Raw genomic sequence first — 20,947 nt, forward strand, 5'->3', positions numbered from 1 at the left:
TGATAATTGAGAATGGATAATTGATAACTCGCGGGAAAGGGCATCAAGTCCTGAAACGCAAGAGGCCGCGCCTAAACGCATGGGTGCGGCCTCTTGCATTCAAAGACAACAGCAACACCCATCCGCGCCGTTATCAATTATCAATTTCTTTTCAACTGGCACGGCTCGCCCAGACTCACGGTGACGCTACGCGCTACTGACCCTTTCTCCCCAACACCGTATCCAGATATTCCAGCAGATGGTTGGCATTGCTCACCGGCGCCCGATAGGCCAGGTGCCCGTCCGGGCGCATCAGCCACATTCTTGGGCCTTCACCAAAGGCGGCGGCAAACTCGCCCTGGTGGTCCCGCCAGATACGGATGGTGCCTTCTCTTGGGATCTCATCCACCGGTGTATCCCGGGCCACGACTACGGTCAGGTGAACGCGCTCACGGTATTCCTGGCCCAGACGATCACTGAGTGCATACAACCCCAGCCGCTCTTTATGGCCCGGGCTCTCGCCCAATTGCAGTAACAGGTGGTGAACCGGTTTGCGCAGCAGGTCGTGGAGCTGATGGAGGTGACCGGTACGCACGGAACCCAAGGCTGCGTCAGGCAGGCGGTCGCCGGGCAACGGGCCGCGATGCCGCCAGCCCAGTTCCGCTTCCGGGCCACAGCCCACCAGCGGCGACTGCCGGTAATGCACGTCCAGCTGGCTGGCGGTACGCAGCAGGCGCCGGGTCAGCCCGGGTCGTCCGCCGGCCATTTTCAGCAGGGAATCGCGGGTTCGGCGCAGCATGGGCAGCTTCACCAACGAGGCCCGCGATAACATGTCCACCCCGTGCAGCATTTTATCTGCCACCGGTTTGCGTTCCTGCTCGTAACTATCGAGCAAGGCTCCGTTGCCATAACCCTTAAGGTAGAACGCCAGTTTCCAGCTAAGGTTGAAGGCATCGGCCAGGCCGGTGTTCATGCCCTGGGCGCCCAGCGGGCTCTGTACATGGGCCGCATCGCCGGCCAGGAACACCCGGTTGCGACGGTAGTGATGGGCCAGTCGCCGTTGCACGGAAAAGCGGCTGATCCAGCGAGGCTCACCCAGGTCCGGCGTCTCGCCAAGAATAGGCGTCAGCCGATCGGTAAAGGGCTGCAGGCTCAGTTCGCCTTCCCAGGCCTCATCCCGGGCCATGATCAATCGCCACCCCGTTGGTAACGGCAGAGCGATCAGCAGCCCGTCTTCCTGCAGGAAGCCATGGGAGCTGTCACTGCGCCAGGGCCCCTGCCAGTCCACATCGGCCAGCAGGAAATGTTCGTCGTAATCGACGCCATTGAAGCCGATGCCCAGCTGCTGACGCACGGTGGAACTGGCACCATCGGCCCCGACAAGCAAATCACAGCTGACCGTTTCCACGTCGGCCCCCTGTCGTATCCGGGCACGGACCCCTGCGCCATCCTGGGTAAAATCGAGCAATTCTGTGCCCCGAATCAGCTCGCCACCAAGACTCCGGTAGCGCTCAGTGAGGGCTTTTTCCACATCGGACTGGGGGCAGCTCAGTACCCAGGGGTACGGGGCATCCAGGCTGGTCAGATCCAGCTCAAACAGGAAGCCCTTGTCGCCATAGACGGACACCGCTCGCATGGTGCGCGAGGACTTGCGGATCGGTGCCAGCACTTCCAGAGCGGCAAAAATCTCCAGGCTACGGGCATGCAGCCCCAAGGCCCGGGACCAGGGTGACGGCTCGGCGAGCCGGTCGATAATGCAGCAATCAATGCCGTGTCGACGCAGGCCGATCCCCAGCGCCAGGCCGGTGGGGCCAGCGCCAACAATCAGGACCTGCGGTGTGCGGTTACCGGTAATGCCGATGTTACACTCTCCTCAGGGCAGCCCATGCGACACAGGCCACCCGATTTTCAATCCTGCCACATCCCAGAGTTCATTCATGGCACAGGCCTCACGCAAGATTATCCACGTGGACTGCGACTGCTTCTATGCCGCCGTGGAAATGCGTGATGACCCGACCTTGCGTCATCGGCCCGTGGCCGTAGGGGGCGACCCTCACCGGCGCGGTGTTATCGCCACCTGCAATTACCCGGCCCGCCATTTCGGGGTGCATTCTGCCATGGCCTCGTCCCAGGCTCTGCGACTCTGCCCGGAACTGGTGATTGTACCCCCCAACTTCGACAAGTATCGCAAGGTCTCTACACAGATCCATGACATCTTCCGCCGTTACACCAGCCTGATCGAGCCCTTGTCGCTGGACGAGGCGTTTCTGGACGTGAGCGCCAGCGACCAGTTCGATAATAGCGCAACCCGGATTGCCGAGGCGTTAAGGCAGGACATTCGTCGGGAACTGGGGATTACCGTGTCCGCCGGCGTGGCCCCCAACAAGTTTCTCGCCAAGGTGGCCAGCGACTGGCGCAAGCCGGACGGGCTCTTTGTGATTCCCCCCGCCCAGGTAGACGCCTTTGTGGCTGCCTTGCCGGTAAAAAAGATTTCCGGGGTGGGCCGGGTTACCGGCGAGCGCATGGCCGGGCTGAATCTGTATACCTGCGGCGACCTGCAGAGCATGAGTCGGCTGGAACTGTCACAGCACTTCGGCAGTTTCGGCGAGCGGCTCTATCACCTGAGTCGTGGCGAAGATAATCGCCCGGTGCAAACTGGCCGGCGTCGCAAATCCGTGTCCGTGGAGCGCACCTACGACAAGGACCAGGTGGATCTAAATGCCTGGCTGCGAGAGCTCGACGGCCTGCTGGAAAAGCTCAAGGCCCGCTTCGCCAAGCTTGATCAGCACTATCTGATCAGCGGGCTCACCGCCAAGGTGAAATATCAGGATTTTGTCAGCCTGAGCTGCGACAAAGTGGGTGACGATCTGGACCCGGCCCATTTCGAGGCGCTGCTGCGCCAACTATGGGAACGCCGCCAAGGCCCCGCCCGCCTGATTGGTATTGGCGCTCGCCTGCGCGACCTGAAAGCCCCGCAGCAGCCGGACCTGTTTCCGGAAGAAAGGGAAAAAGCGCTTCGGCATCAGCGTAACCGGCTGTGAAAATCAGCTTCAAGCCACAAGCTTCAAGCTGCAACACGAGCCCGATGCATTGCCATTGAAGTAGCCCACTAGCCGCGATTCAAACGTAACAAGCCATTAGGTGATAAGGCCGGCCACTTCTCAGACCATTTTTTCCTGCTCTCAGCGCGGGGCCGGAGGAGGCCCCAGGTTGGCACCACCCGACCTCCGTGTTGCAGCTTGAAGCTTGAAGCTTGCAGCTTTCTCAATGTACCCGCTGACAAACGCGACTCTGCAAATCCGAAGGGATCAGCCCGTCCATCAATTCCCGGCCCCGGCGCTGTACCGGTTCCATCTGGGCATCCAGATAGGCATCCAGGGTGGCCACACAATCCGCGCAGCGGTTCATGGAATCCGTATCCGGGTGTTCGGCCGCGGCCTTCACCGCCTGTTCCAGCTGATTCAGATATTTGAGCAACATGCTTTGCTCCAGATAAAACCTCATTAACGGGCCGGCTTTCTGCCGGTTCCCAATCGACCAAGTATGGCGCCCCTTGAAGACAGCCAGATGACACAGGTCAACCATGCAGTCAGTGTGCCAGACTTGATAAAGATTCCGACGCCTGCGCCGGCTTGGCGTTCCCGGTGAATTGTAAAAGAGTCTGTCGTCACCCTAAGGATCAGGAGCTTGCAACTCTTCACTCACAGGGATTGTCATCTGAGGTACTCTTGGGGATTGTAGCTGCTTTGACGGTTTGCCCTGCTGTCGGGCGGTTTCCTTGCTAGAGCAAGGTTCGCGCCTCAAGCGGCGCTCCTACAGCGGCTTCTATAGCCGCAGGTGTTGCCAGGCAGCCCCTGAATAACGTTTATTTTGCGACGGACCCGACCCTATGACCGAAACGGTATCCACTATTGTTGCCCCGGAAGGCAGCCTGGAAGTGCTTAGCCAGCACGAAGTCGAACGCCTGCGGGACACCTCCGGCAGCGGCCTGCATGAGTTACTGCGCCGTTGCGCCCTGGCGGTACTGAACTGCGGCACGCCCACCGATGACAGCCGCCAGGTGCTGGAGACCTACAAGGATTTTGATATTGAGGTGATCCAGGAAGATCGCGGGCTGCGGCTCAAAGTGGACAATGCCCCTGCTGGTGCCTTCGTGGACGGACGCATGATTCGCGGGATTCGCGAGCACCTGTCAGCGGTGCTGCGCGATCTGGTCTATGTGGCCAACGAAATCCAGAATAACGACAGCTTCAACCTGAGCAGCAGCCAGGGCATCACCAATGCGGTGTTCCATATCCTTCGCAATGCCGGGGCGCTTCGAGCCGGGGCCTCGCCCAATATGGTGGTGTGCTGGGGGGGCCACAGTATTTCCCGGGTCGAATATGACTACAGCAAGAGCGTGGGCTACCAGCTTGGCCTGCGCCACAAGGACATCTGCACCGGCTGCGGTCCCGGCGCCATGAAAGGCCCCATGAAGGGCGCCCACGTGGCCCATGCCAAACAACGCTTTGAAGGCGGACGCTACCTGGGAATCTCCGAGCCAGGCATTATCGCCGCCGAGGCCCCCAACCCTATCGTCAACGAACTGGTGATCATGCCGGATATCGAGAAACGACTGGAGGCGTTTCTGCGGGTGGGTCACGGCATTATTGTCTTCCCTGGCGGGGTAGGCACCACCGAGGAAATTCTTTATCTGCTCGGCGTGCTACTGCATCCGGACAACGCCGATATGCCGCTGCCCATGGTGCTGACCGGACCAGCCAGCAGCGCGGAGTATTTTCGCCAGGTGGATGCCTTTATCCGCTACACCCTGGGAGAGAAAGCTGCCGAGCGCTACCAGATCATCATTGATGATCCGGAAGCCGTAGCCCTGGCCATGTGCGCAGGCATTGATCGCCTCACCCTGTTCCGCCGGGATAACGACGACGCCTTCTATTTCAACTGGCGGCTGAAAATCCCCCTGGAGTTCCAGCAACCGTTCGAGCCCACCCACGAGGCCATGGCCAGCCTGGATCTCAGCCCCAACCAGCCGGTCCACCTGCTGGCCGCCAACCTGCGCCGCGCCTTCTCCGGTATCGTCGCCGGCAACGTGAAGGAACAGGGCATCCACGCCATCGAACAACACGGCCCCTACCGCCTTCACGCCCCGGGCGAGCTAATGCAGCACCTTGATGAGTTGCTCCAGGCCTTTGTGGAGCAACACCGCATGAAGCTGCCGGGAAGTCATTACGTGCCGTGTTATGCGTTGGAGGGGTGATCCCACCCTGTAGCAGCTTCGTAGAACGAAAAAAGCCCCGGACATCCGGGGCTTTTTCTTTTCACTCGTAGCTAGCAGCTAGTCGCTCGCAGCTGCCTTACCGAGGCTGCATACGGATACCGCCATCAATACGGATGGTCTCGCCGTTGAGGAAGCTGTTCTCGATCATGTGGCAGACCAGCTGAGCGTATTCCGCCGGGTTACCCAGACGCTTGGGGAACTGGGTCATTTCGATCAGCGGCTGCTTCACCTTGTCCGGGGCAGCGTTCATCAGCGGGGTGTTGAAGATGCCTGGGGCGATAGTGTTGCAGCGGATGCCCAGCGGCGCCAGGTCGCGGGCGATGGGCAGGGTCATGCCGACCACACCACCTTTGGTAGCCGCGTAAGCCACCTGGCCAACCTGACCATCAAAGGCCGCCACGGAAGCGGTGTTCACGATCAAGCCACGCTCGTTATCTTCACCCGGCTCGTTCTCGGCCATGGCAGCAGCGGCCAGACGGGCCACATTGAAGGTACCGATCAGGTTGATCTTTACCACCATGTTGAACACGCCCAGATCATGGGGCTTGTTCTCACGACCCACGGTCTTCATGGCAGAGCCTACACCGGCACAGTTCACACACACATGAATGGCACCGAATTTTTCCACGGTGGCGTCGATGGCCGCCTTGACGGATTCCTCGTCGGTCACATCGGTCTGCACAAACGCTGCATTGGCACCCAGCTCCGCCGCCACTTCCGGGCCGCGCTTGTCGTCACGGTCCAGAATCATGACCTTGCCGCCCTTGGCAATAATCGCTTCAGCAGTGGCCTGGCCCAGACCGGACGCGGCGCCGGTGATCACGGCAACTTTATCGGTAATATTCATATGCTCTCCTTGTGGTGAAAGGGCATGGGCTGTTGCTGCGCCAACAGCAGCAACCCATTACAAATGCTGCCCCGCAGTATACCCACCCCGTTCACGCGTCACATTGTTGCTTTCGCTCAAAGTGGATGCCACTCTTTGACAACCGGATTGGGAGGGCAAACCTTGCCAGATACCGCCAGACAAGACGCCAGCGCCACACTGATGGCGCGCTACCAGCGTATCCGGGCCTTCAGCGAACAGTTCTGTGACCCTTTGCTCACCGAGGACATGGGGCTGCAGGCCTGCGCCGACGTGAGCCCGCCCCGCTGGCATCTGGCCCACACCACCTGGTTCTTCGAGACCTTCCTTCTCAAGCCCCACCTCGCCGACTATCGGGTGTTCCAACCGCAATTCGAGTACCTGTTCAACAGCTACTACAACGGCATTGGCGAACAGTTCGCCCGCCCTCAACGCCATCTGTTGTCACGCCCCACCGATAAAGACGTCTATGCCTGGCGACAGCAGGTAGACGACGCCATGGTCCGCCTTATCGAACAACAACCGGGCCTGACGGGTCTTGTGACACTGGGACTCAATCATGAGCAGCAACATCAGGAGTTGCTGCTGACAGATTTGAAATACAGCCTCTCCTTCAACCCGCTGGCGCCAACTCTCGGCCAGCCTCTTGCCAAAGCAGACAGCCCTGCACCGCTGAGTTTTCAATCTTTCAGTGGCGGTTTGGTGGAAATCGGTGCCAGCGGCCAGGGGTTTGCTTTCGATAACGAAACACCCCGCCACCGGGTCTGGCTGGAGCCTTTTACGCTGGCAAACCGTCCGGTCAGTAACGGCGAATTTCGCGCATTTATCGAGGATGGCGGTTATCGACGACCGGAGTTATGGCTGTCTGACGGCTGGGCCTGGGTACAGGCGCAACATAGCCAGCGGCCGCTTTACTGGCACGAGGATCTTGACCGGCACTTCACTCTGGCAGGACTACAACCGCTACAAGCTGGGCAGATTCTCGCCCATGTGAATTACTACGAAGCAGATGCCTATGCCCGCTGGGCCGGCAAGCGGCTGCCCACGGAACAGGAATGGGAGCACGCGGCGGCAGCGCAACCCCTGCAAGGACATTTTGTGGAAAACGGTAGCTACCCACCCGGTCAGGCCCGCGATACCGCCATGGCTCACCTGTTCGGTGATGTCTGGGAATGGACCGCCAGTGCCTACCTGCCCTACCCGGGATTTCAAGCAGCGGTGGGGGCCGTGGGGGAATACAACGGCAAGTTCATGTGCAACCAGATGGTGCTGCGCGGCGGCTCCTGCGCCAGCAGTCGGGAGCATTTGCGGGCCAGCTATCGTAATTTTTTCTACCCTCATCACCGCTGGCAGTTCAGTGGCATCCGGCTTGCGGGAGACCCGTCGTGAACCAGCAACAGCTCGGCCCCAACCTGACTTTCTTCGACCTGCAGCCACCCACCACCGACATGCTGGCCGAAGTCAGTGAATCCCTGCGGGCACCGACACCGACGCTGCATCCCAAGTTTTTCTATGACGAAACCGGCTCCAGCCTGTTCGACCGGATTACCCGCACCCCGGAGTACTACCCCACCCGCACCGAAGCGAGTTTGCTGCATCGCTACGCCGGGGAGATTCATTCACGGCTGGACGGCATCCACACCATCGCCGAACCCGGTGCCGGCAGTTGTGAAAAGGTGCGGGTATTACTCGATGCCTGGCAACCGACTCACTACATGCCACTGGAAATTTCCCGGGAATGCCTGCTTGGCGCGTCACGGCGCCTGGCCGACGACTTCCCCCGGATACATATCAGCGCCGTTTGCGCGGATTATTGCCAGGCCATGGCCATGCCGGAGGGGTTACAACAGCCGGGGCGTCTGGTTTTTTTTCCTGGCTCCACCATCGGCAATTTTGAACCGACACAGCGAGCGGCTTTCCTGCGCGGCCTGCGCGAACTGGCGGGCCCCGGCGGTTCCCTGCTGATCGGAGCGGATCTGCAGAAACCCTGCGAACAACTCCATGCCGCCTACAATGATGCCGGGGGACTCACTGCTGCCTTCAATCTGAATGCACTGCATCATCTGAACCGGGAACTGGATTGTGGTTTCGATACCGACACCATGCGCCATCTGGCGTTCTACAACAGCGCGCAAAATCGTATCGAAATGCACCTGGAATGCCTGCAGGACCAGCACATCCAGCTCGGCAAAAATAGCCTGACACTCTCCGCCGGCACCCGTATTCATACGGAAAATTCCTACAAATTCACCGTCGAAGGATTTTCCGCCGAACTGGTCGCCGCCGGTTTCACACCCTCCGCCTGCTGGACCGATAGTGACAGCCTGTTCAGTCTGCATCTGGCCTGTGCCTGACCATCAGCACTACCTCTGAATCACAGTCCATAGCGACCCGCAATGCACGCCATACGTTGGCCAGGACTGCAAAGACTGTAAAACTGACCACTTTGACATCAGTGAATAGTGTGAACTGGCACTGGTACCGTTATACTGAACCGCGTTTTTTTGCCGATTCAGTCTTCGAAAGAATAAAAGGGGTCACGGGCTACCGTGGCATAGGGAGATCGGATGCTCGAACTGATCAGCGCGGCTCGCCGTCGTAAACGGCCGCCCACACACCAGCTGTTTGATGTTGTCACCCAGGAATACCGGGTGGGGTTGCTGGATATTGACCTGAACATGCATCTGAACAATGCCAAATACCTGAAGTTCATGGATCGCTGCCGACTGGAACATGCGGTGGTCACCGGGTTGCTCAACCGCATGATCGAGGCGCGCTGTAATGGCGTGGTGGCCAATACCGAGATTTCCTATATCCGCGAACTGCGCCCCTACCAGCAGTTCCAGGTCCACACCCGCATTCTCGGCTGGGACGACAAATACGTGTACTACGATCAGCGCTTCGAGTCCCAGCGCAAACTACACACCCATGCCCTGCTGCGGGTGGCCAACGTTTATGGCGGCAAATCCATCAGCCCCCAGACCCTGCAGGAAATCACCGGCTTCAACCAGACCTCCCCGGCCCTGCCGGAGTATGTGGAACAGTGGAAGCGGCTGCTGCAGACCAAGCGACGGCTGACAGAGAGTGACTAGCTGCTAGCTAACAGAAAAATCCGCTGTAGGAGCGGCGCTTGAGCCGCGAACCTCGCGTAGCGAGGAAACCGCCCGCAGAGCCTGCCAAGGACTTGATCCGGGGGAGATCAGGCATTACCGAACTCGAAAGGTCTATACGTGTTCGCGATGGCCCTGTTCGCGGCTCAAGCTCCGTTCCTACAGCGGCTTGGTAGAAAGTGTATTCCTCTCCAGAAAAAAGCCCCGGCATGCCGGGGCTTTTTTTTTTGCGAGCAGCTAGCCACTCGCAGCGATCATTATTCTGTCGCGTAGGTATGGAACGGCGCCCAGCGCGGCACCTGACTGTCCTTGCCGGCATAGTAGACGCCCGGCTCATCCAGACGTAGGTCAGCGATTTCGCGCAGGGCCACGGCACGGGGTACCTGCTGTAACGGCCCGGCTTGCTGGTAATCCTGGGGATTGGCAACCAGCTCTTCCATATCCAGCGGGCGGGTTTCCGAGTAGCGGAAGTAGTAGTCCTTGCCGCCCTCCACTTCCAAAGGCATCTCGAACACCATTTTCAGATAGAGCACACTGAGCGGGCGGCGAGCGTAGAAGTCATGGGTGCCGGCGGGCAATTCCAGCCAGCTATAGGCCCCGGCCTTGAGACCGAACAGCTGGGAAGCGTCCAGGAAAAACACCGGCGCCTGAACCTCTTCATAGCCCCAACGGGTAATCGGACGATAGATGTAGACCATGGCATTACGCGGGTCCAGCGTATCCATGGGTTTAAAGGTCTTGCCCTGGGGGGCATGGATGAAGGCACCGGGGGTCGAGGGGACTCCCACACCGAGGCTGGAGCATCCCGAAAGCGTCCACAGGCAAGCTGCCAGCAACACAGCCAATCGCATTATTATTCTCCAGTGATGCCGCTTCCCGTTGATCTGGGGCGACCCTGTTTATTATTCCGCGCAAGATAATGCTTATGAAGGTGCTAACTATGGCCGATTTGCGAGTATTGCTCAAGATGAAGGTAGGTGCTCAAATTCCCGCCAAGTGATTCGTCCCTCCTCTACCCTGCCCCGCCTTTTCTGCTAATCTTCCGCCATGGCAGTTAATCGTATCCACACCCCCTGTATCGGCGTCTGTTCCACCGTCTTCGGTGATACGGTCTGTCGTGGCTGTTGCCGCTTCAGTCACGAGGTGGTGCACTGGAATGGTTACACTAACGAAGAGAAGCAAATCGTCTGGAAACGGCTGAATCTGCTGCTCTGCCAGGTGGTGGACAACTATTTCGTGGTCACCGATGCGGCCCGGCTGGCGGCAGAGATGGACTTTCAGAACCTGCGCTACCAGACCCAGCTTTCCCCCCAGGGCTGGGTACCGGAGCTGCTCAAGGCCGCCGGCAAACAACAGATCCCCTATGACCGCTTCGGCCTGCGCGCCCTGCCCCCATCCCGGGGGCTGTTGCCGCGAGAACTCTACGATCAGATCAGTGCCGAATGCCACGCCCTGGCCCGGGCCCACTATGACCGCTCCTACGCTCGCCCGGTCACCCTCGCCGCCGAACTCACCGAGCTTGCCGCCCGGGAGAAGGGGTTGATCTGACCCCTACCCCCATCCGTAGGAGCGTCGCTGGCGGCGCGGTAGCCGAAACTCTGAAAAGACTGATTTACCACAGAAGGCACAGAAATCACTGAGCAAAAGGCGGCTTTTGCTCTGTGTGCTCTGTGCCCTCTGTGGTGAAAAGGCTTTTGATTTTGTTGGGCTATCGCCGCTCATACGGCTTGCCTCTCTCATTTGTCCCCAAATGACCCTTCCACAAAAACATCAATCAATGGCACAGTTCCGGAATGAACATTCATTCATCTGTCGAGTGAGACCTGCCATGGCCACCCCTGCCCGGACGACCCCGGTCGACAACAAGGAAGCTCGCAAGCACGAACAGATCATTCGTGCCGCTCTACGGGTGTTTGCCGAGCACGGCCTGCACGGCACACCGGTACCACCGATTGCCGCTGAAGCCGGTGTCGGTGTCGGCACCTTGTATCGCTATTTCGATAGCAAGGAAGCATTGATCAATGCCGTGTTCCGCGACAGCAAACGTCGTCTTCAGGAACGGTTGCTGAGCGACCTGGATCTGATGCACCCGTCACGCAGCCTGTTCGACAACTTGTGGGCCCGGCTCACCGCCTTTGCCCGCGAGGAGCCGGATGCCTTTCGTTTTCTGGAAATGCAGGATCACCACAACTACCTGGACGCGGAAAGCCGTCATCAGGAACAGGGCCTGCTGATTCCCCTGGGCATCATGGTGGTGATCGGTCAGCGCACCGGATTGCTCAACGACATCATGAAACCGGACCTGGCCATCGCCCTGTTCTGGGGGGCCTTTGTGGGCGTGTTCAAGGCGGAACGGCTGGGCTACCTGACCCTGGATGACGACGACCTGAAACGGGCCAGGGATGCCTGCTGGCTCGCCATCGCCAATCACGACAACAAGAGCAAATAATCATGACCCCAACGCATATCCTGATTACCGGCGGCGCCGGCGCCATCGGCGGCCAGCTCGCCGGGCAGTTTCGCCGACATCATCCTGACGCCCGCATCACCCTGGTGGATCTGAATGCGGAGGCGCTCGAGCATGCCGCCAATACCCATGATGCCCAGGCCGAAGTCTGCGACCTGACCGCTATTGATGCTCTACCCGCCTGGTGGCAATCGCTGGTGGACCGCCGCGGGCCAGTGGATGTGCTGATCAACTGTGCCGGCATCATGGACATCATCAGCATCACCGGCACCGGCTGGGAACAAGGCAAGCGCCTGCTGGATATCAACTTCACCGCCCCCATGCGACTCATGGACCTGGCGCTGCCGGCCATGATGGAGGCCCAGAACGGATGCGTGATCAATGTGGCCAGCATGGCCGGGCGCGTGCCGATCCGTGGCTGCAGTTACTACGGCGGCGCCAAGGCCGGCATCGGCCTGGCCTCGGAAATTGCCCGGCTGGACCTGAAAAAACAGGGCGTCAATGTGATCACCGTCTATCCGGGACCGATCCATTCCGGCCTGGAAAGTCATGCGCGCAGCCAGGTGAAAAAAGGTCCGGTGTCACGTTATATCCCCACCGGCAAACCGGAGGTACTGGCCGAACGCATTTACCGCACCTTCGGCAAGGGCGGAGCTCGGGTGATCTATCCGGATGTCTACGCCCTCGCCAAGCAGGTAGCCAACCTGAATCTGACTAACCGGGCCATGGATTTCTTCAGCCCGCAACCCAACCAGTGACCCCGGACAAGCCATGACACAGCAAGCCAATACTCCGATTTATGACGTCCTGATCGTGGGCGCCGGCATCAGCGGCATTGGCCTGGGCATTCGCCTCAGGGAAGCCGGCTTCGGTAACTTTGTGATCCTGGAAAAGGCCGCAGATCTGGGCGGCACCTGGCGGGACAACACCTACCCGGGCTGCGCCTGCGATGTGCCCTCGGCGTTGTATTCCTATTCCTTCGCCCAAAAACCGGACTGGAGCCGGGCCTTCGCCGGGCAGGCGGAAATCCTCGACTATGTGCGCGACACCGCCCAGCGCCACACCATTCCCGATTACATCCGCTTCAATCAGGCGGTGGAACGAGCCCAATGGCGGGAAAGCAAAAACCTCTGGGAAGTGCAGACCGGCGATCGGCTCTACCTGGCCCGCACTATCGTGGCCTGCTCCGGCTACCTGCACGAACCAATCATTCCCAACATTCCCGGCCTGAAGGATTTTCAGGGCAAGCTGTTTCATTCCTCCCGCTGGGACCATGACCACGACCTGGGCGGCGAACGGGTAGCGGTAATCGGCACCGGCGCCTCGGCGATCCAGTTTGTGCCGGAAATCCAGCCGAAGGTAAAGCACCTGACCCTGTTCCAGCGCACCCCGCAATGGGTGCTGCCCAAGCCAGACCACCCCATCCCCAAACTCGAGGAAAACTTCTTCCGCCTGCCGTTCACCCTGAACGCCTGGCGCAAGACCCTCTACGGCGGCTTTGAAACCTTCGGCATCGGCTTTCGCAAACCCGCCCTGCTTCGGCAGATCCAGAAACTGGGCGAGGCGCATATCCGGCTGGCCATCAAGGACCCGGCCCTGCGTGACAAGCTCACCCCGGATTACACCTTGGGCTGCAAACGGGTACTGATGAGCAACCAGTATTACCCGGCGCTCAATCAGGGCAATGTGGATGTGTTCGCTACCGGCCTGCAGGAAGTGCGCGGCAACACCCTGGTGGGTCAGGACGGCAGCGAGTGCGAGGTGGACACGATCATTCTGGGTACCGGTTTCTTCGTCACCGAACCGCCCATTGCTGATCACATCTTCAACGATGCCGGTGAGTCACTCAGTGACATGTGGCAAGACGGCATGCAGGCCTATCGCGGCACCACCATCGCCGGCTTGCCGAACGCCTTCATGGTGCTGGGGCCAAACCTGGGCATCGGCCACAACTCCGCCTTTATCGTCATCGAGGCGCAGATCAACTATATCCTCAGCACCCTGCACACCATGCGCGACCAGCAACTGAGCCGAGTAGAAGTGAAAGCCGACAGCCAGAGAGCCTATAACCGCAAGGTGCAGAAAGACCTGCAGGGTACGGTCTGGAACACCGGCGGCTGCTCCAGCTACTACCTGGACAAGAACGGATTCAACAGCGTGGGTTTCCCCTGGAGCACGCTGGAAATGCAGCGTCTGCTCAAGGACTTTGATGCCGGCAGCTACTCACTGACTCCTGCCAGCCAACCCGTCTTTTAATATGAACAGGTCCTGATTATGACAAACACGACCCAAACGCCCCCACGTCGCGCCCTGGTTCTGGGCTGCGGCGGCGTCGCCGGCGGCGCCTGGAGCATCGCCGCCCTGCATCATCTGGAACAGCAACTGAACTGGGATGCCCGCGACGCCGATATTCTCATCGGCACCTCAGCAGGCGCGGTACTGGCCACCCTGCTGGGCAGCGGCGTCAGCGTGGCCCAGTTGCTGGCCTGCCAGCAGGGCACCAGCCAACAGTGCCGCTGGGATCATGACCATGACACTGGCGGCGCCCTGCCCCCCCTGCCCGGCGCCAGCCTTACCGGTGCCCGGCTGGTACTGAAAGGCTTGCGTGGTGAAGTCTCGCCGCTGACTGCCTTCTGCGGCCTGCTGCCGCGGGGCCAGTTCAACATGGCGCCCTTCCGGCGACTGATCAACGACGCTACCGCAGGGGCAGACTGGGTAGCCCACCCCGCCACTTGGATCATGGCCGTGGATACCACCACCGGCAAACGGGTGCCCTTCGGCAAAGGTGGCACCCCGCAGGCCTCCATTGCCGATGCGGTCTGCGCGTCCTATGGGGTCCCCTTCTGGTGCCCACCGGTCAGCCTGGGCAACCGCAGCTACATTGACGGCGGTGTCGCCTCTCCCACCTCGGCGGACCTACTGGTGGACAGCGCCGTAGACGAGGTAATCATTCTCGCGCCCATGGCCTCACGGCAGCCGGACAAGCCTCGCTCACCCCTGGCCGCCATCGAGCGTCGGGTACGCCGCTACATGACCGGTATCGTGGATCAGGAGGTGAGTAAACTGGAAAAAGCGGGCAAGCGGGTAATTCGTTTGGAGCCCAACGCAGACGACCTGCAGGCTTTTGGTTTCAACATGATGGACCCGACACGGCGGCGCCAGGTGCTGGACACGGCACTAATGACTACGGCCGTTACCGTACAGAACGCGTTTTAGGCTGGTAACACGGGGAGGTTCGCCGGGCGGCTTCCCCAAATGGTCTAGAGTGAGTCCACCGCCTCCATCAGCGATGCCTTGATACCATGCAATGAACTGTGTGCGGCCTGGCCTTCTGCATAGATTAACCCGCCTAACACCATCGCCCCCACCGCCAACGCGACCAACGCCAGAAGGCGCACACGATCCCCCTCAAGCTTTTTACCCGGCGGAAAGTGTTCGGTCTTTTGCTCTCTGCCTTGCGTATGTACTCGCATAATGACACCTCCCCTTTTGTTTTACGCGGGGCGAGACAAACTCGCAAGTAGCTACCTAGGCGATCAGAGAGCATTCCGGGCAAAACCGCAAGGTGCGGAAGTAGAGCTTGGCCACTGGCAAGGCGTGGATACAGTGGGTGAAATCACCCAGATAAATGCGCTGGTCGGTGCCATTTGGCAGATGCCGGCAATTCACCGTGTGAATTTCCCAGGTATCTTCGTCGGCCTTTATCTTGCTGAGGTAATACCGCATACCCTTCCCCGATTCGCGGATTCGACAGGGCGCATGTTAGGGCTATGAGAGTTGAACGGTATGAAAAGAAGGTAAAAACTAGCGGCAAATGAAATTAACTTGATAGTGACCCTGGCCAGAGTGTGGCGGTATAAGAAACCTGGGCAACCTATTGCCAAACCTGGATAAACCAACCGGTAATGTTTATGGAGAACCCGGGGCCGTTTCCTCGAGGCCTTTACAGACCGACGATCTCAGGGGCGAGCAACTATCTTTACAGTAGGCGCAACTGAACCGGCGTAAGCTTGCCCAAAAAACAAAAGGCCGTAACAGCAATGCTGTTACGGCCTTTCTTTGAGATGGTGCGCCAGGAGGGAGTTGAACCCCCACACCTCTCGGCACCAGAACCTAAATCTGGCGTGTCTACCAATTCCACCACTGGCGCAATGGGCGGGTATTCTAGCAGGCTAATCGTTAATTACCAGCAGGATCAGCCCCCCTGAAGAATCCGGTAAAGCGCCTGCAGGTCTTTATCGATCTTGGTCACCTTGCCCGCCAGGGCGGATAGCTGGGCGCTGTTGTCCGGAGCCTGTTGTGCCACCGGGATCGCCGCCGCTTTCGGACGCTCGGCCAGACGACTGATCCGTGAGGACAGGCCATTCAACTTGCTGTCCATCTCGTTCAGGCGCGTGGCCAGCTCGGCGCTTTCGTTGTTGCTGTTACGCTGTTTTGCCATGGTAACGGTGATCCCGCGTACCTTCGCATTCAGTTCGCGAAAATCGTCACGCAGGCTGTTGACCACCACATCACCAGGAGACACGTCAGAAGTGGCAGGCGCTTTTGCCGGACTGCGCGCGCCTTCTTTTGCCTCACCCTGACGCTGCGATGCCAGCTGATAGTACTGCTCTCGCAATTCACTGAGTTCACGACTGGTTTCAGCGTGGGCCAGCCACTGGCTGGCGGCCAACAGCACGGCGATCACCGCCAGCACCAGGGACAACCACAACAAGCCGGAGTGGCCACCCTCGCTGACCGAGATGGGTTTGGTTTTTTTGGGCGTGCGCAGATTGATCGGTTCCAGATCCGGCCCAGGTACCGGGGTAGCTACCGCCAGTACATCCTGATTCAACCCCTGTAAACGCCGCTCTTTACTTTCCGGCAACTTGGCCATGGCAAGACGCTCTTTTACTTGTTGTTTTTAGCTGATCACCACCCCCCGTGGCCGATCAGCGCCCTTCCAGTTTGTCCAAACGACTATTGACCTGCAGCCGGTAAGAATCAAAAGCCGCGATCGCCGCCTCTGTCTCATCCAGCCGATCTTTCAACGCTGCCAGCCCGGCCTGGTTTTTTTCCACCTTGGCCAGACCGCTTTTCAGATTTTGCTGCTGGCTTTCCAGTTGATTGATATTTTCCGCCAGCACATCCACCTGGGTCTGCATCTGACTGATGCGGGTCTGCCACTGTTCACTGCTCTTGTTGACAGCAGCCACCGCGCTGTCCACCTGCTTTTTCAGGGCAGCGGTGTCCTTGCTGATCCCCTGCAGTTTGCCATCCACTCCGGCCTGGGCCTTTTTTACCTCATTGAGGGTGGCAGACAAGGCGGTCAATTTCTTGCTCTGCTCGGCGATATCCGCTCGGTTACGCTTGTTGCTCAGATCCCAGAGCTTGCGGATTTCGGTGTTGTTTTCTTCCAGCCTCTTGCCGTGAGCGCGGACCGTATCCTGCAATTGCCCGGACGACTGGTTCAGGCTCTCGTCGGTGGCAGATAACCGGGACTGGAGGTTGCCCAGCTTCTGGCTGGATTCCGAAATGCGCTCGTCCATCTGTGACTGCAGCACGGTCATCTGTTTCTGGAACCAGACCCCCATCACGGCGATCAGCACCACCAGCACCAGACAGGCAATCATCCAGCCACCGCCGCCGCCACCACTGGAGGGCGGCACCGGCTTTTTCGGGGCCTTGGGAGGCTTGCCCACCCCCTTCTCCGTGGGCTTGTTGCTGCCGGCAGAAGAAGGTCGGCGACCGGCATCACCATGATCATCCACGGTGACATCATTCAGATTACCCAGATTTACTTCACGATCTCGCGTCATTCCTGTGTCCTGCATACCGGATAGTCCGGTTCATGGGCCGATTGACAGATAGTGCCACAGGGGGCACTGCGGCGCTGCCGAACAGCGCCCATTTAGTCCTGCCTGTATCTAAAAAATTTATTCGCCGCTTTTCTCGAACAACGGCTGTTCGGTGGCGTAGTAGACCATATCGCCCAGCTCGTGCTTGCCTTCTTCGTTCTTGAGCAACGGCAGGAAAATCACCCAGGGGCGAACATCGCGGTGATCTACCTGGGCCCATACCCCCGTGACTTTTTCACCATTTTCGGCGGTGACTTCGTGTAGGCGAAACAGAGCCATCAGCTCGATATCCGGTTGCTCCATGCCGATCTTACGCAGCTGCCGAAACAGGCCTTGGGCCCACTCTTCTGCACTTGGAGCGTCGGCCCTGTCGCCGGAATAGCCAACCGCCCTCACCGTATCTCCGGACTGAATCATGCCGAAAGGATAGAGTCCACCGGAGCTCTGGATGGCCTTCAGTGCCTGGCGCAGGCCGGCTTCTGCCAACTGATCCATGGCCTGCTGCTCGGGGCTTTTCTGTTTTTGCTCGGCGGAGGCTGGCGTCGGCCCTTCTGCCATGGCAGCGGTGGCTGACAACCCCATCACAAGAAAAAAGATTCCCAAAAAACGCATATCACACCTGTTATTTTCATGAACCTGCGGGTTGGACCACACAAACCCCGACAATATCCCGGGACGGACGCTAGCAAACTTCCCCCACCACCGCCAGACAGACACGAAAAAGGCCGCAAAAGCGGCCTTTTTCACTACCTGAACGGTACCCCTATATGGGATATGCCGTCTTAACCGGCAAAGTTGCTGGCGGCAAAGTCCCAGTTGATCAGGTTCCAGATGGATTCCAGATACTTGGGACGGGCATTGCGGTAATCCACGTAGTAGGCGTGTTCCCACACGTCCACGGTGAACAGCGGCGTCTGGCCCTTGTCGTGGGCGATCGGGGTATCCGCATCATCGGTATTGACGATTTCCAGGCTGCCATCGGTGTTCTTCACCAGCCAGGTCCAGCCAGAACCGAAGTTGCCGGTCGCTTTGGCATTGAACTGGGACTTGAACTCGTCGAAGGAGCCGAAAGCGGTGTCGATGGCCGCAGCCAGATCACCGGTGGGAGCGCCACCGCCGTTGGGGCTCAGGCTGTTCCAGTAGAAGGTGTGGTTCCAGACCTGGGCGGCCTGGTTGAACAGACCGCCTTGGGCGCTCTTGATGATCTCTTCCAGGGATTTGCCTTCGTTGTCGGTGCCGGCAACCATGTCGTTCAGCTTGGTCACGTAGGCATTGTGGTGCTTGCCGTGATGATACTCGAGAGTTTCTGCAGAAATATGCGGTTCCAGTGCATTTTTCTCGAACGGAAGCGGCGGTAATTCAAAAGCCATAGTCATTTCCCCTGACATCATGTTGTTCTGTTGCGGCTCGGCAACAGAAAGAAATTCCCCGCTGAGGGCATGCCTGCCCTCAGCGGCTGAATGATAATAACAAGCTACCGGCGGCAATCTCCACCACGGACCGGGGGTTTACCATGATTGCCTTTGGCTGCAATAGACGAATCCTATCGCCAATGCCTGGTCCGTGACCGGCAGGTCCCTGTGAGATGGGGTGTATCCCCCTTGTTTCAAGTACAATGCGCCCCAAATTTTGATAACTGCTACCCGAATCCGTGACTTCAGCGTGGATGCATGGCGTAAGAATTTGTTGTCACGGGGGATTTTCTGAAGAAGCGTCGTATCAGGGAATACGATCGACTGAAGACAAATTTTCTGTGGCTGCAAAGGCTTGCGTCAGGCGCCGCGATGAAGTCACGGATTCAGGTACTATTTTGCTGGCAGGAGAAAACGATGTCTGATGATGCTGTAGTAATTGTAAATGGTGCCCGTACCGCCATGGGTGGCTTCCAGGGTTCCCTGTCTGCGGTTTCCGCTCCCGAACTGGGCGCCGCCTCTATCCGTGAAGCCGTGTCTCGTGCCGGCCTGAAGCCGGAAGACGTGCAGGAAGTCATCATGGGCTGTGTACTGCCCGCCGGCCTCAAGCAGGGCCCGGCCCGCCAGGCCATGCGTCTGGCCGGCCTGCCGGACAACACCGGTGCCACCACCATCAACAAGCTGTGCGGCTCCGGCATGAAGGCCACTATGTTCGCCTATGATTCCATCAAGGCCGGCACCAACGACATCGTCGTTTCCGGTGGTATGGAATCCATGACCAATGCTCCCTATGTGCTGGACAAGGCACGCAGCGGCATGCGCATGGGTCACGGCCAGGTGTTTGACCACATGTTCCTGGATGGCCTGGAAGATGCGGAAACCGGCCGCCTGATGGGCTCCTTCGCCCAGGAAGTGGCTGACAAGCGCTCCATTACCCGCGAAGACATGGACAACTACGCCATCGAATCCCTGAACCGCGCCAATGCCGCCATCGACAACGGCTGGTTCAAGGACGAAATCGTGCCGGTGACCGTGAAGACCCGTAAGGGTGAAGTGGTTGTCGACACCGACGAGCAGCCCGGCAACGCCAACATCGACAAGATCCCCACCCTGCGTCCGGCCTTCGCCAAAGACGGCACCGTCACCGCCGCCAACGCCAGCTCCATCTCCGATGGCGGCTCTGCGCTGGTACTGGCCCGCGAATCCGTGGCCAATGAGCGTGGCCTCAAGCCGCTGGCCCGCATCCTGGCTCACGCGACCAACAGCAAACACCCCAGCGAATTCACCATTGCCCCCATCGGTGCCACCGAAGCGGTGATGAAGAAAGCCGGCTGGACCGTGGACGACGTGGATCTGTTCGAGATCAACGAAGCCTTCGCCATGGTGGCGATGATGCCGATGATCGACCTGGGCATTCCTCACGAGAAGGTGAACATCCACGGCGGCGCCTGTGCCCTGGGTCACCCAGTGGGCTCCACTGGCTCACGCATCATTCTCACACTGATCCACGCGCTCAAGCGCACCGGCGGCAAGCGCGGTGTGGCCAGCCTGTGCATCGGCGGTGGTGAAGCGACGGCGGTAGCCATCGAGCTGCTGTAATACGCTCAACGCTTAATGCCAGACCAGACGGGGCCTTCAGGCCCCGTTTTTTGTTGGCGGCGTCCTCATTCCCTGCCCTCTGTAGGAGCACCTCTTGAGGTGCGAATCAGGCGGAGCGAGGCGATAGGGAGTGATCATTTAGAAAGACCTGTCAGGCCCTGGAATGCCTGATCCCCCTGCGGGCGATTCCCGCGCAAGCGCGGTTCGCGGCTCGAGCGCCGCTCCTACAGCGGCTTCGTAGAAATGACAAAGCCACCCCTCCAACAATTCATTTCCGAAACATCCGCTTTCACTTTCAAACTCTGTTGCACTTTCCTGACCGGATTCGCCCTCCGTCGTATACGCAAAACCGGATTTCACCTGTACCCTGACCGGCTAGTCACCGTTTTCGGTTGGGCAC

General features: G+C 59.2%; 21 protein-coding genes and 1 tRNA gene. 11 read left to right on the forward strand and 11 right to left on the reverse strand.

Annotation, left to right across the window (positions count from 1 at the left end; translation table 11 throughout):
• Positions 1–193: 193 nt before the first annotated feature.
• Positions 194–1,840: an FAD-dependent monooxygenase gene (locus B3Q33_RS11340; protein ID WP_349677893.1), complete on the reverse strand. Its 1,647-nt coding sequence runs from the start codon at positions 1,838–1,840 to the stop codon at positions 194–196.
• Between the two features lie 76 nt (positions 1,841–1,916).
• Here B3Q33_RS11340 and dinB point away from each other — a divergent pair, with 76 nt between their 5' ends.
• Complete coding sequence (dinB, locus tag B3Q33_RS11345) at positions 1,917–3,020, forward strand: DNA polymerase IV (protein WP_272962688.1); 1,104 nt, start codon at positions 1,917–1,919, stop codon at positions 3,018–3,020.
• A 223-nt stretch (positions 3,021–3,243) separates the two neighbouring features.
• On the opposite strand, the gene B3Q33_RS11350 is transcribed toward dinB, so the two are convergent.
• Positions 3,244–3,459, reverse strand: a complete 216-nt coding sequence (locus tag B3Q33_RS11350) for a hypothetical protein (protein ID WP_035249423.1) — start codon at positions 3,457–3,459, stop codon at positions 3,244–3,246.
• 409 nt (positions 3,460–3,868) lie between these two features.
• Here B3Q33_RS11350 and ppnN point away from each other — a divergent pair, with 409 nt between their 5' ends.
• Positions 3,869–5,236 carry a nucleotide 5'-monophosphate nucleosidase PpnN gene (gene ppnN, locus B3Q33_RS11355; RefSeq protein WP_272962689.1) on the forward strand — a complete coding sequence of 456 codons (1,368 nt, stop codon included), beginning with the start codon at positions 3,869–3,871 and terminating at the stop codon, positions 5,234–5,236.
• 97 nt (positions 5,237–5,333) lie between these two features.
• Here the strand turns inward: ppnN and B3Q33_RS11360 are convergent, their stop codons facing one another.
• The gene (locus tag B3Q33_RS11360; protein ID WP_035249419.1) at positions 5,334–6,104 is read right to left on the reverse strand and encodes a 3-hydroxyacyl-CoA dehydrogenase; all 771 of its coding nucleotides are present in this window, start codon (positions 6,102–6,104) and stop codon (positions 5,334–5,336) included.
• Between the two features lie 201 nt (positions 6,105–6,305).
• On the opposite strand from B3Q33_RS11360, the gene egtB reads away from it, so the two are divergent.
• From egtB to B3Q33_RS11375, 3 genes are all read left to right on the forward strand, one after another.
• Positions 6,306–7,511, forward strand: a complete 1,206-nt coding sequence (gene egtB, locus B3Q33_RS11365; protein ID WP_273009962.1) for an ergothioneine biosynthesis protein EgtB — start codon at positions 6,306–6,308, stop codon at positions 7,509–7,511.
• A complete protein-coding gene (gene egtD, locus B3Q33_RS11370; protein WP_035249414.1) occupies positions 7,508–8,476 on the forward strand; it encodes an L-histidine N(alpha)-methyltransferase in 969 nt (322 codons plus the stop codon). Before egtB ends, egtD begins: the two co-directional genes overlap by 4 nt.
• A 213-nt stretch (positions 8,477–8,689) precedes the next feature.
• Positions 8,690–9,214, forward strand: coding sequence for an acyl-CoA thioesterase (locus B3Q33_RS11375; RefSeq protein WP_035249412.1), 525 nt, complete (start codon positions 8,690–8,692; stop codon positions 9,212–9,214).
• Between the two features lie 275 nt (positions 9,215–9,489).
• Here the strand turns inward: B3Q33_RS11375 and B3Q33_RS11380 are convergent, their stop codons facing one another.
• Positions 9,490–10,083: a DUF2846 domain-containing protein gene (locus B3Q33_RS11380; protein WP_272962690.1), complete on the reverse strand. Its 594-nt coding sequence runs from the start codon at positions 10,081–10,083 to the stop codon at positions 9,490–9,492.
• 196 nt (positions 10,084–10,279) lie between these two features.
• On the opposite strand from B3Q33_RS11380, the gene B3Q33_RS11385 reads away from it, so the two are divergent.
• The 5 genes from B3Q33_RS11385 (at position 10,280) to B3Q33_RS11405 (ending at position 14,915) form a co-directional block, all read left to right on the forward strand.
• Complete coding sequence (locus B3Q33_RS11385; protein WP_035249410.1) at positions 10,280–10,780, forward strand: DUF1289 domain-containing protein; 501 nt, start codon at positions 10,280–10,282, stop codon at positions 10,778–10,780.
• A 280-nt stretch (positions 10,781–11,060) separates the two neighbouring features.
• Positions 11,061–11,681: a TetR/AcrR family transcriptional regulator gene (locus tag B3Q33_RS11390; RefSeq protein WP_035249408.1), complete on the forward strand. Its 621-nt coding sequence runs from the start codon at positions 11,061–11,063 to the stop codon at positions 11,679–11,681.
• A gap of 2 nt (positions 11,682–11,683) precedes the next feature.
• Complete coding sequence (locus B3Q33_RS11395) at positions 11,684–12,457, forward strand: SDR family NAD(P)-dependent oxidoreductase (RefSeq protein WP_272962691.1); 774 nt, start codon at positions 11,684–11,686, stop codon at positions 12,455–12,457.
• Positions 12,458–12,470: 13 nt separating this feature from the next.
• Positions 12,471–13,955 carry a flavin-containing monooxygenase gene (locus B3Q33_RS11400; protein ID WP_272975060.1) on the forward strand — a complete coding sequence of 495 codons (1,485 nt, stop codon included), beginning with the start codon at positions 12,471–12,473 and terminating at the stop codon, positions 13,953–13,955.
• 18 nt (positions 13,956–13,973) lie between these two features.
• Positions 13,974–14,915: a patatin-like phospholipase family protein gene (locus tag B3Q33_RS11405; protein ID WP_035249403.1), complete on the forward strand. Its 942-nt coding sequence runs from the start codon at positions 13,974–13,976 to the stop codon at positions 14,913–14,915.
• A gap of 44 nt (positions 14,916–14,959) precedes the next feature.
• Here B3Q33_RS11405 and B3Q33_RS11410 read toward each other — a convergent pair whose 3' ends face one another.
• The 7 genes from B3Q33_RS11410 to B3Q33_RS11440 form a co-directional block, all read right to left on the reverse strand.
• A complete protein-coding gene (locus tag B3Q33_RS11410; RefSeq protein WP_035249401.1) occupies positions 14,960–15,172 on the reverse strand; it encodes a hypothetical protein in 213 nt (70 codons plus the stop codon).
• A gap of 55 nt (positions 15,173–15,227) precedes the next feature.
• The gene (locus tag B3Q33_RS11415; protein WP_272962693.1) at positions 15,228–15,425 is read right to left on the reverse strand and encodes a hypothetical protein; all 198 of its coding nucleotides are present in this window, start codon (positions 15,423–15,425) and stop codon (positions 15,228–15,230) included.
• A 339-nt stretch (positions 15,426–15,764) separates the two neighbouring features.
• Positions 15,765–15,849: transfer RNA gene (locus tag B3Q33_RS11420), tRNA-Leu, on the reverse strand.
• 45 nt (positions 15,850–15,894) lie between these two features.
• Complete coding sequence (locus B3Q33_RS11425; protein WP_272962699.1) at positions 15,895–16,575, reverse strand: hypothetical protein; 681 nt, start codon at positions 16,573–16,575, stop codon at positions 15,895–15,897.
• Between the two features lie 55 nt (positions 16,576–16,630).
• Complete coding sequence (locus tag B3Q33_RS11430; RefSeq protein ID WP_272962698.1) at positions 16,631–17,497, reverse strand: hypothetical protein; 867 nt, start codon at positions 17,495–17,497, stop codon at positions 16,631–16,633.
• Positions 17,498–17,614: 117 nt separating this feature from the next.
• Positions 17,615–18,148 (reverse strand): hypothetical protein, encoded by a 534-nt coding sequence (locus B3Q33_RS11435; protein WP_035249392.1) that lies wholly within the window; start codon positions 18,146–18,148, stop codon positions 17,615–17,617.
• A gap of 170 nt (positions 18,149–18,318) precedes the next feature.
• The gene (locus tag B3Q33_RS11440; protein ID WP_035249390.1) at positions 18,319–18,906 is read right to left on the reverse strand and encodes a superoxide dismutase; all 588 of its coding nucleotides are present in this window, start codon (positions 18,904–18,906) and stop codon (positions 18,319–18,321) included.
• Positions 18,907–19,365: 459 nt separating this feature from the next.
• On the opposite strand from B3Q33_RS11440, the gene B3Q33_RS11445 reads away from it, so the two are divergent.
• Positions 19,366–20,547 carry an acetyl-CoA C-acyltransferase gene (locus tag B3Q33_RS11445; protein WP_273009934.1) on the forward strand — a complete coding sequence of 394 codons (1,182 nt, stop codon included), beginning with the start codon at positions 19,366–19,368 and terminating at the stop codon, positions 20,545–20,547.
• The last annotated feature ends 400 nt before the right edge of the window (positions 20,548–20,947 follow it).

It is taken from the genome of Alcanivorax sp. UBA3183 (assembly GCF_002364155.1).
Lineage (GTDB): Bacteria > Pseudomonadota > Gammaproteobacteria > Pseudomonadales > Alcanivoracaceae > Alcanivorax > Alcanivorax jadensis.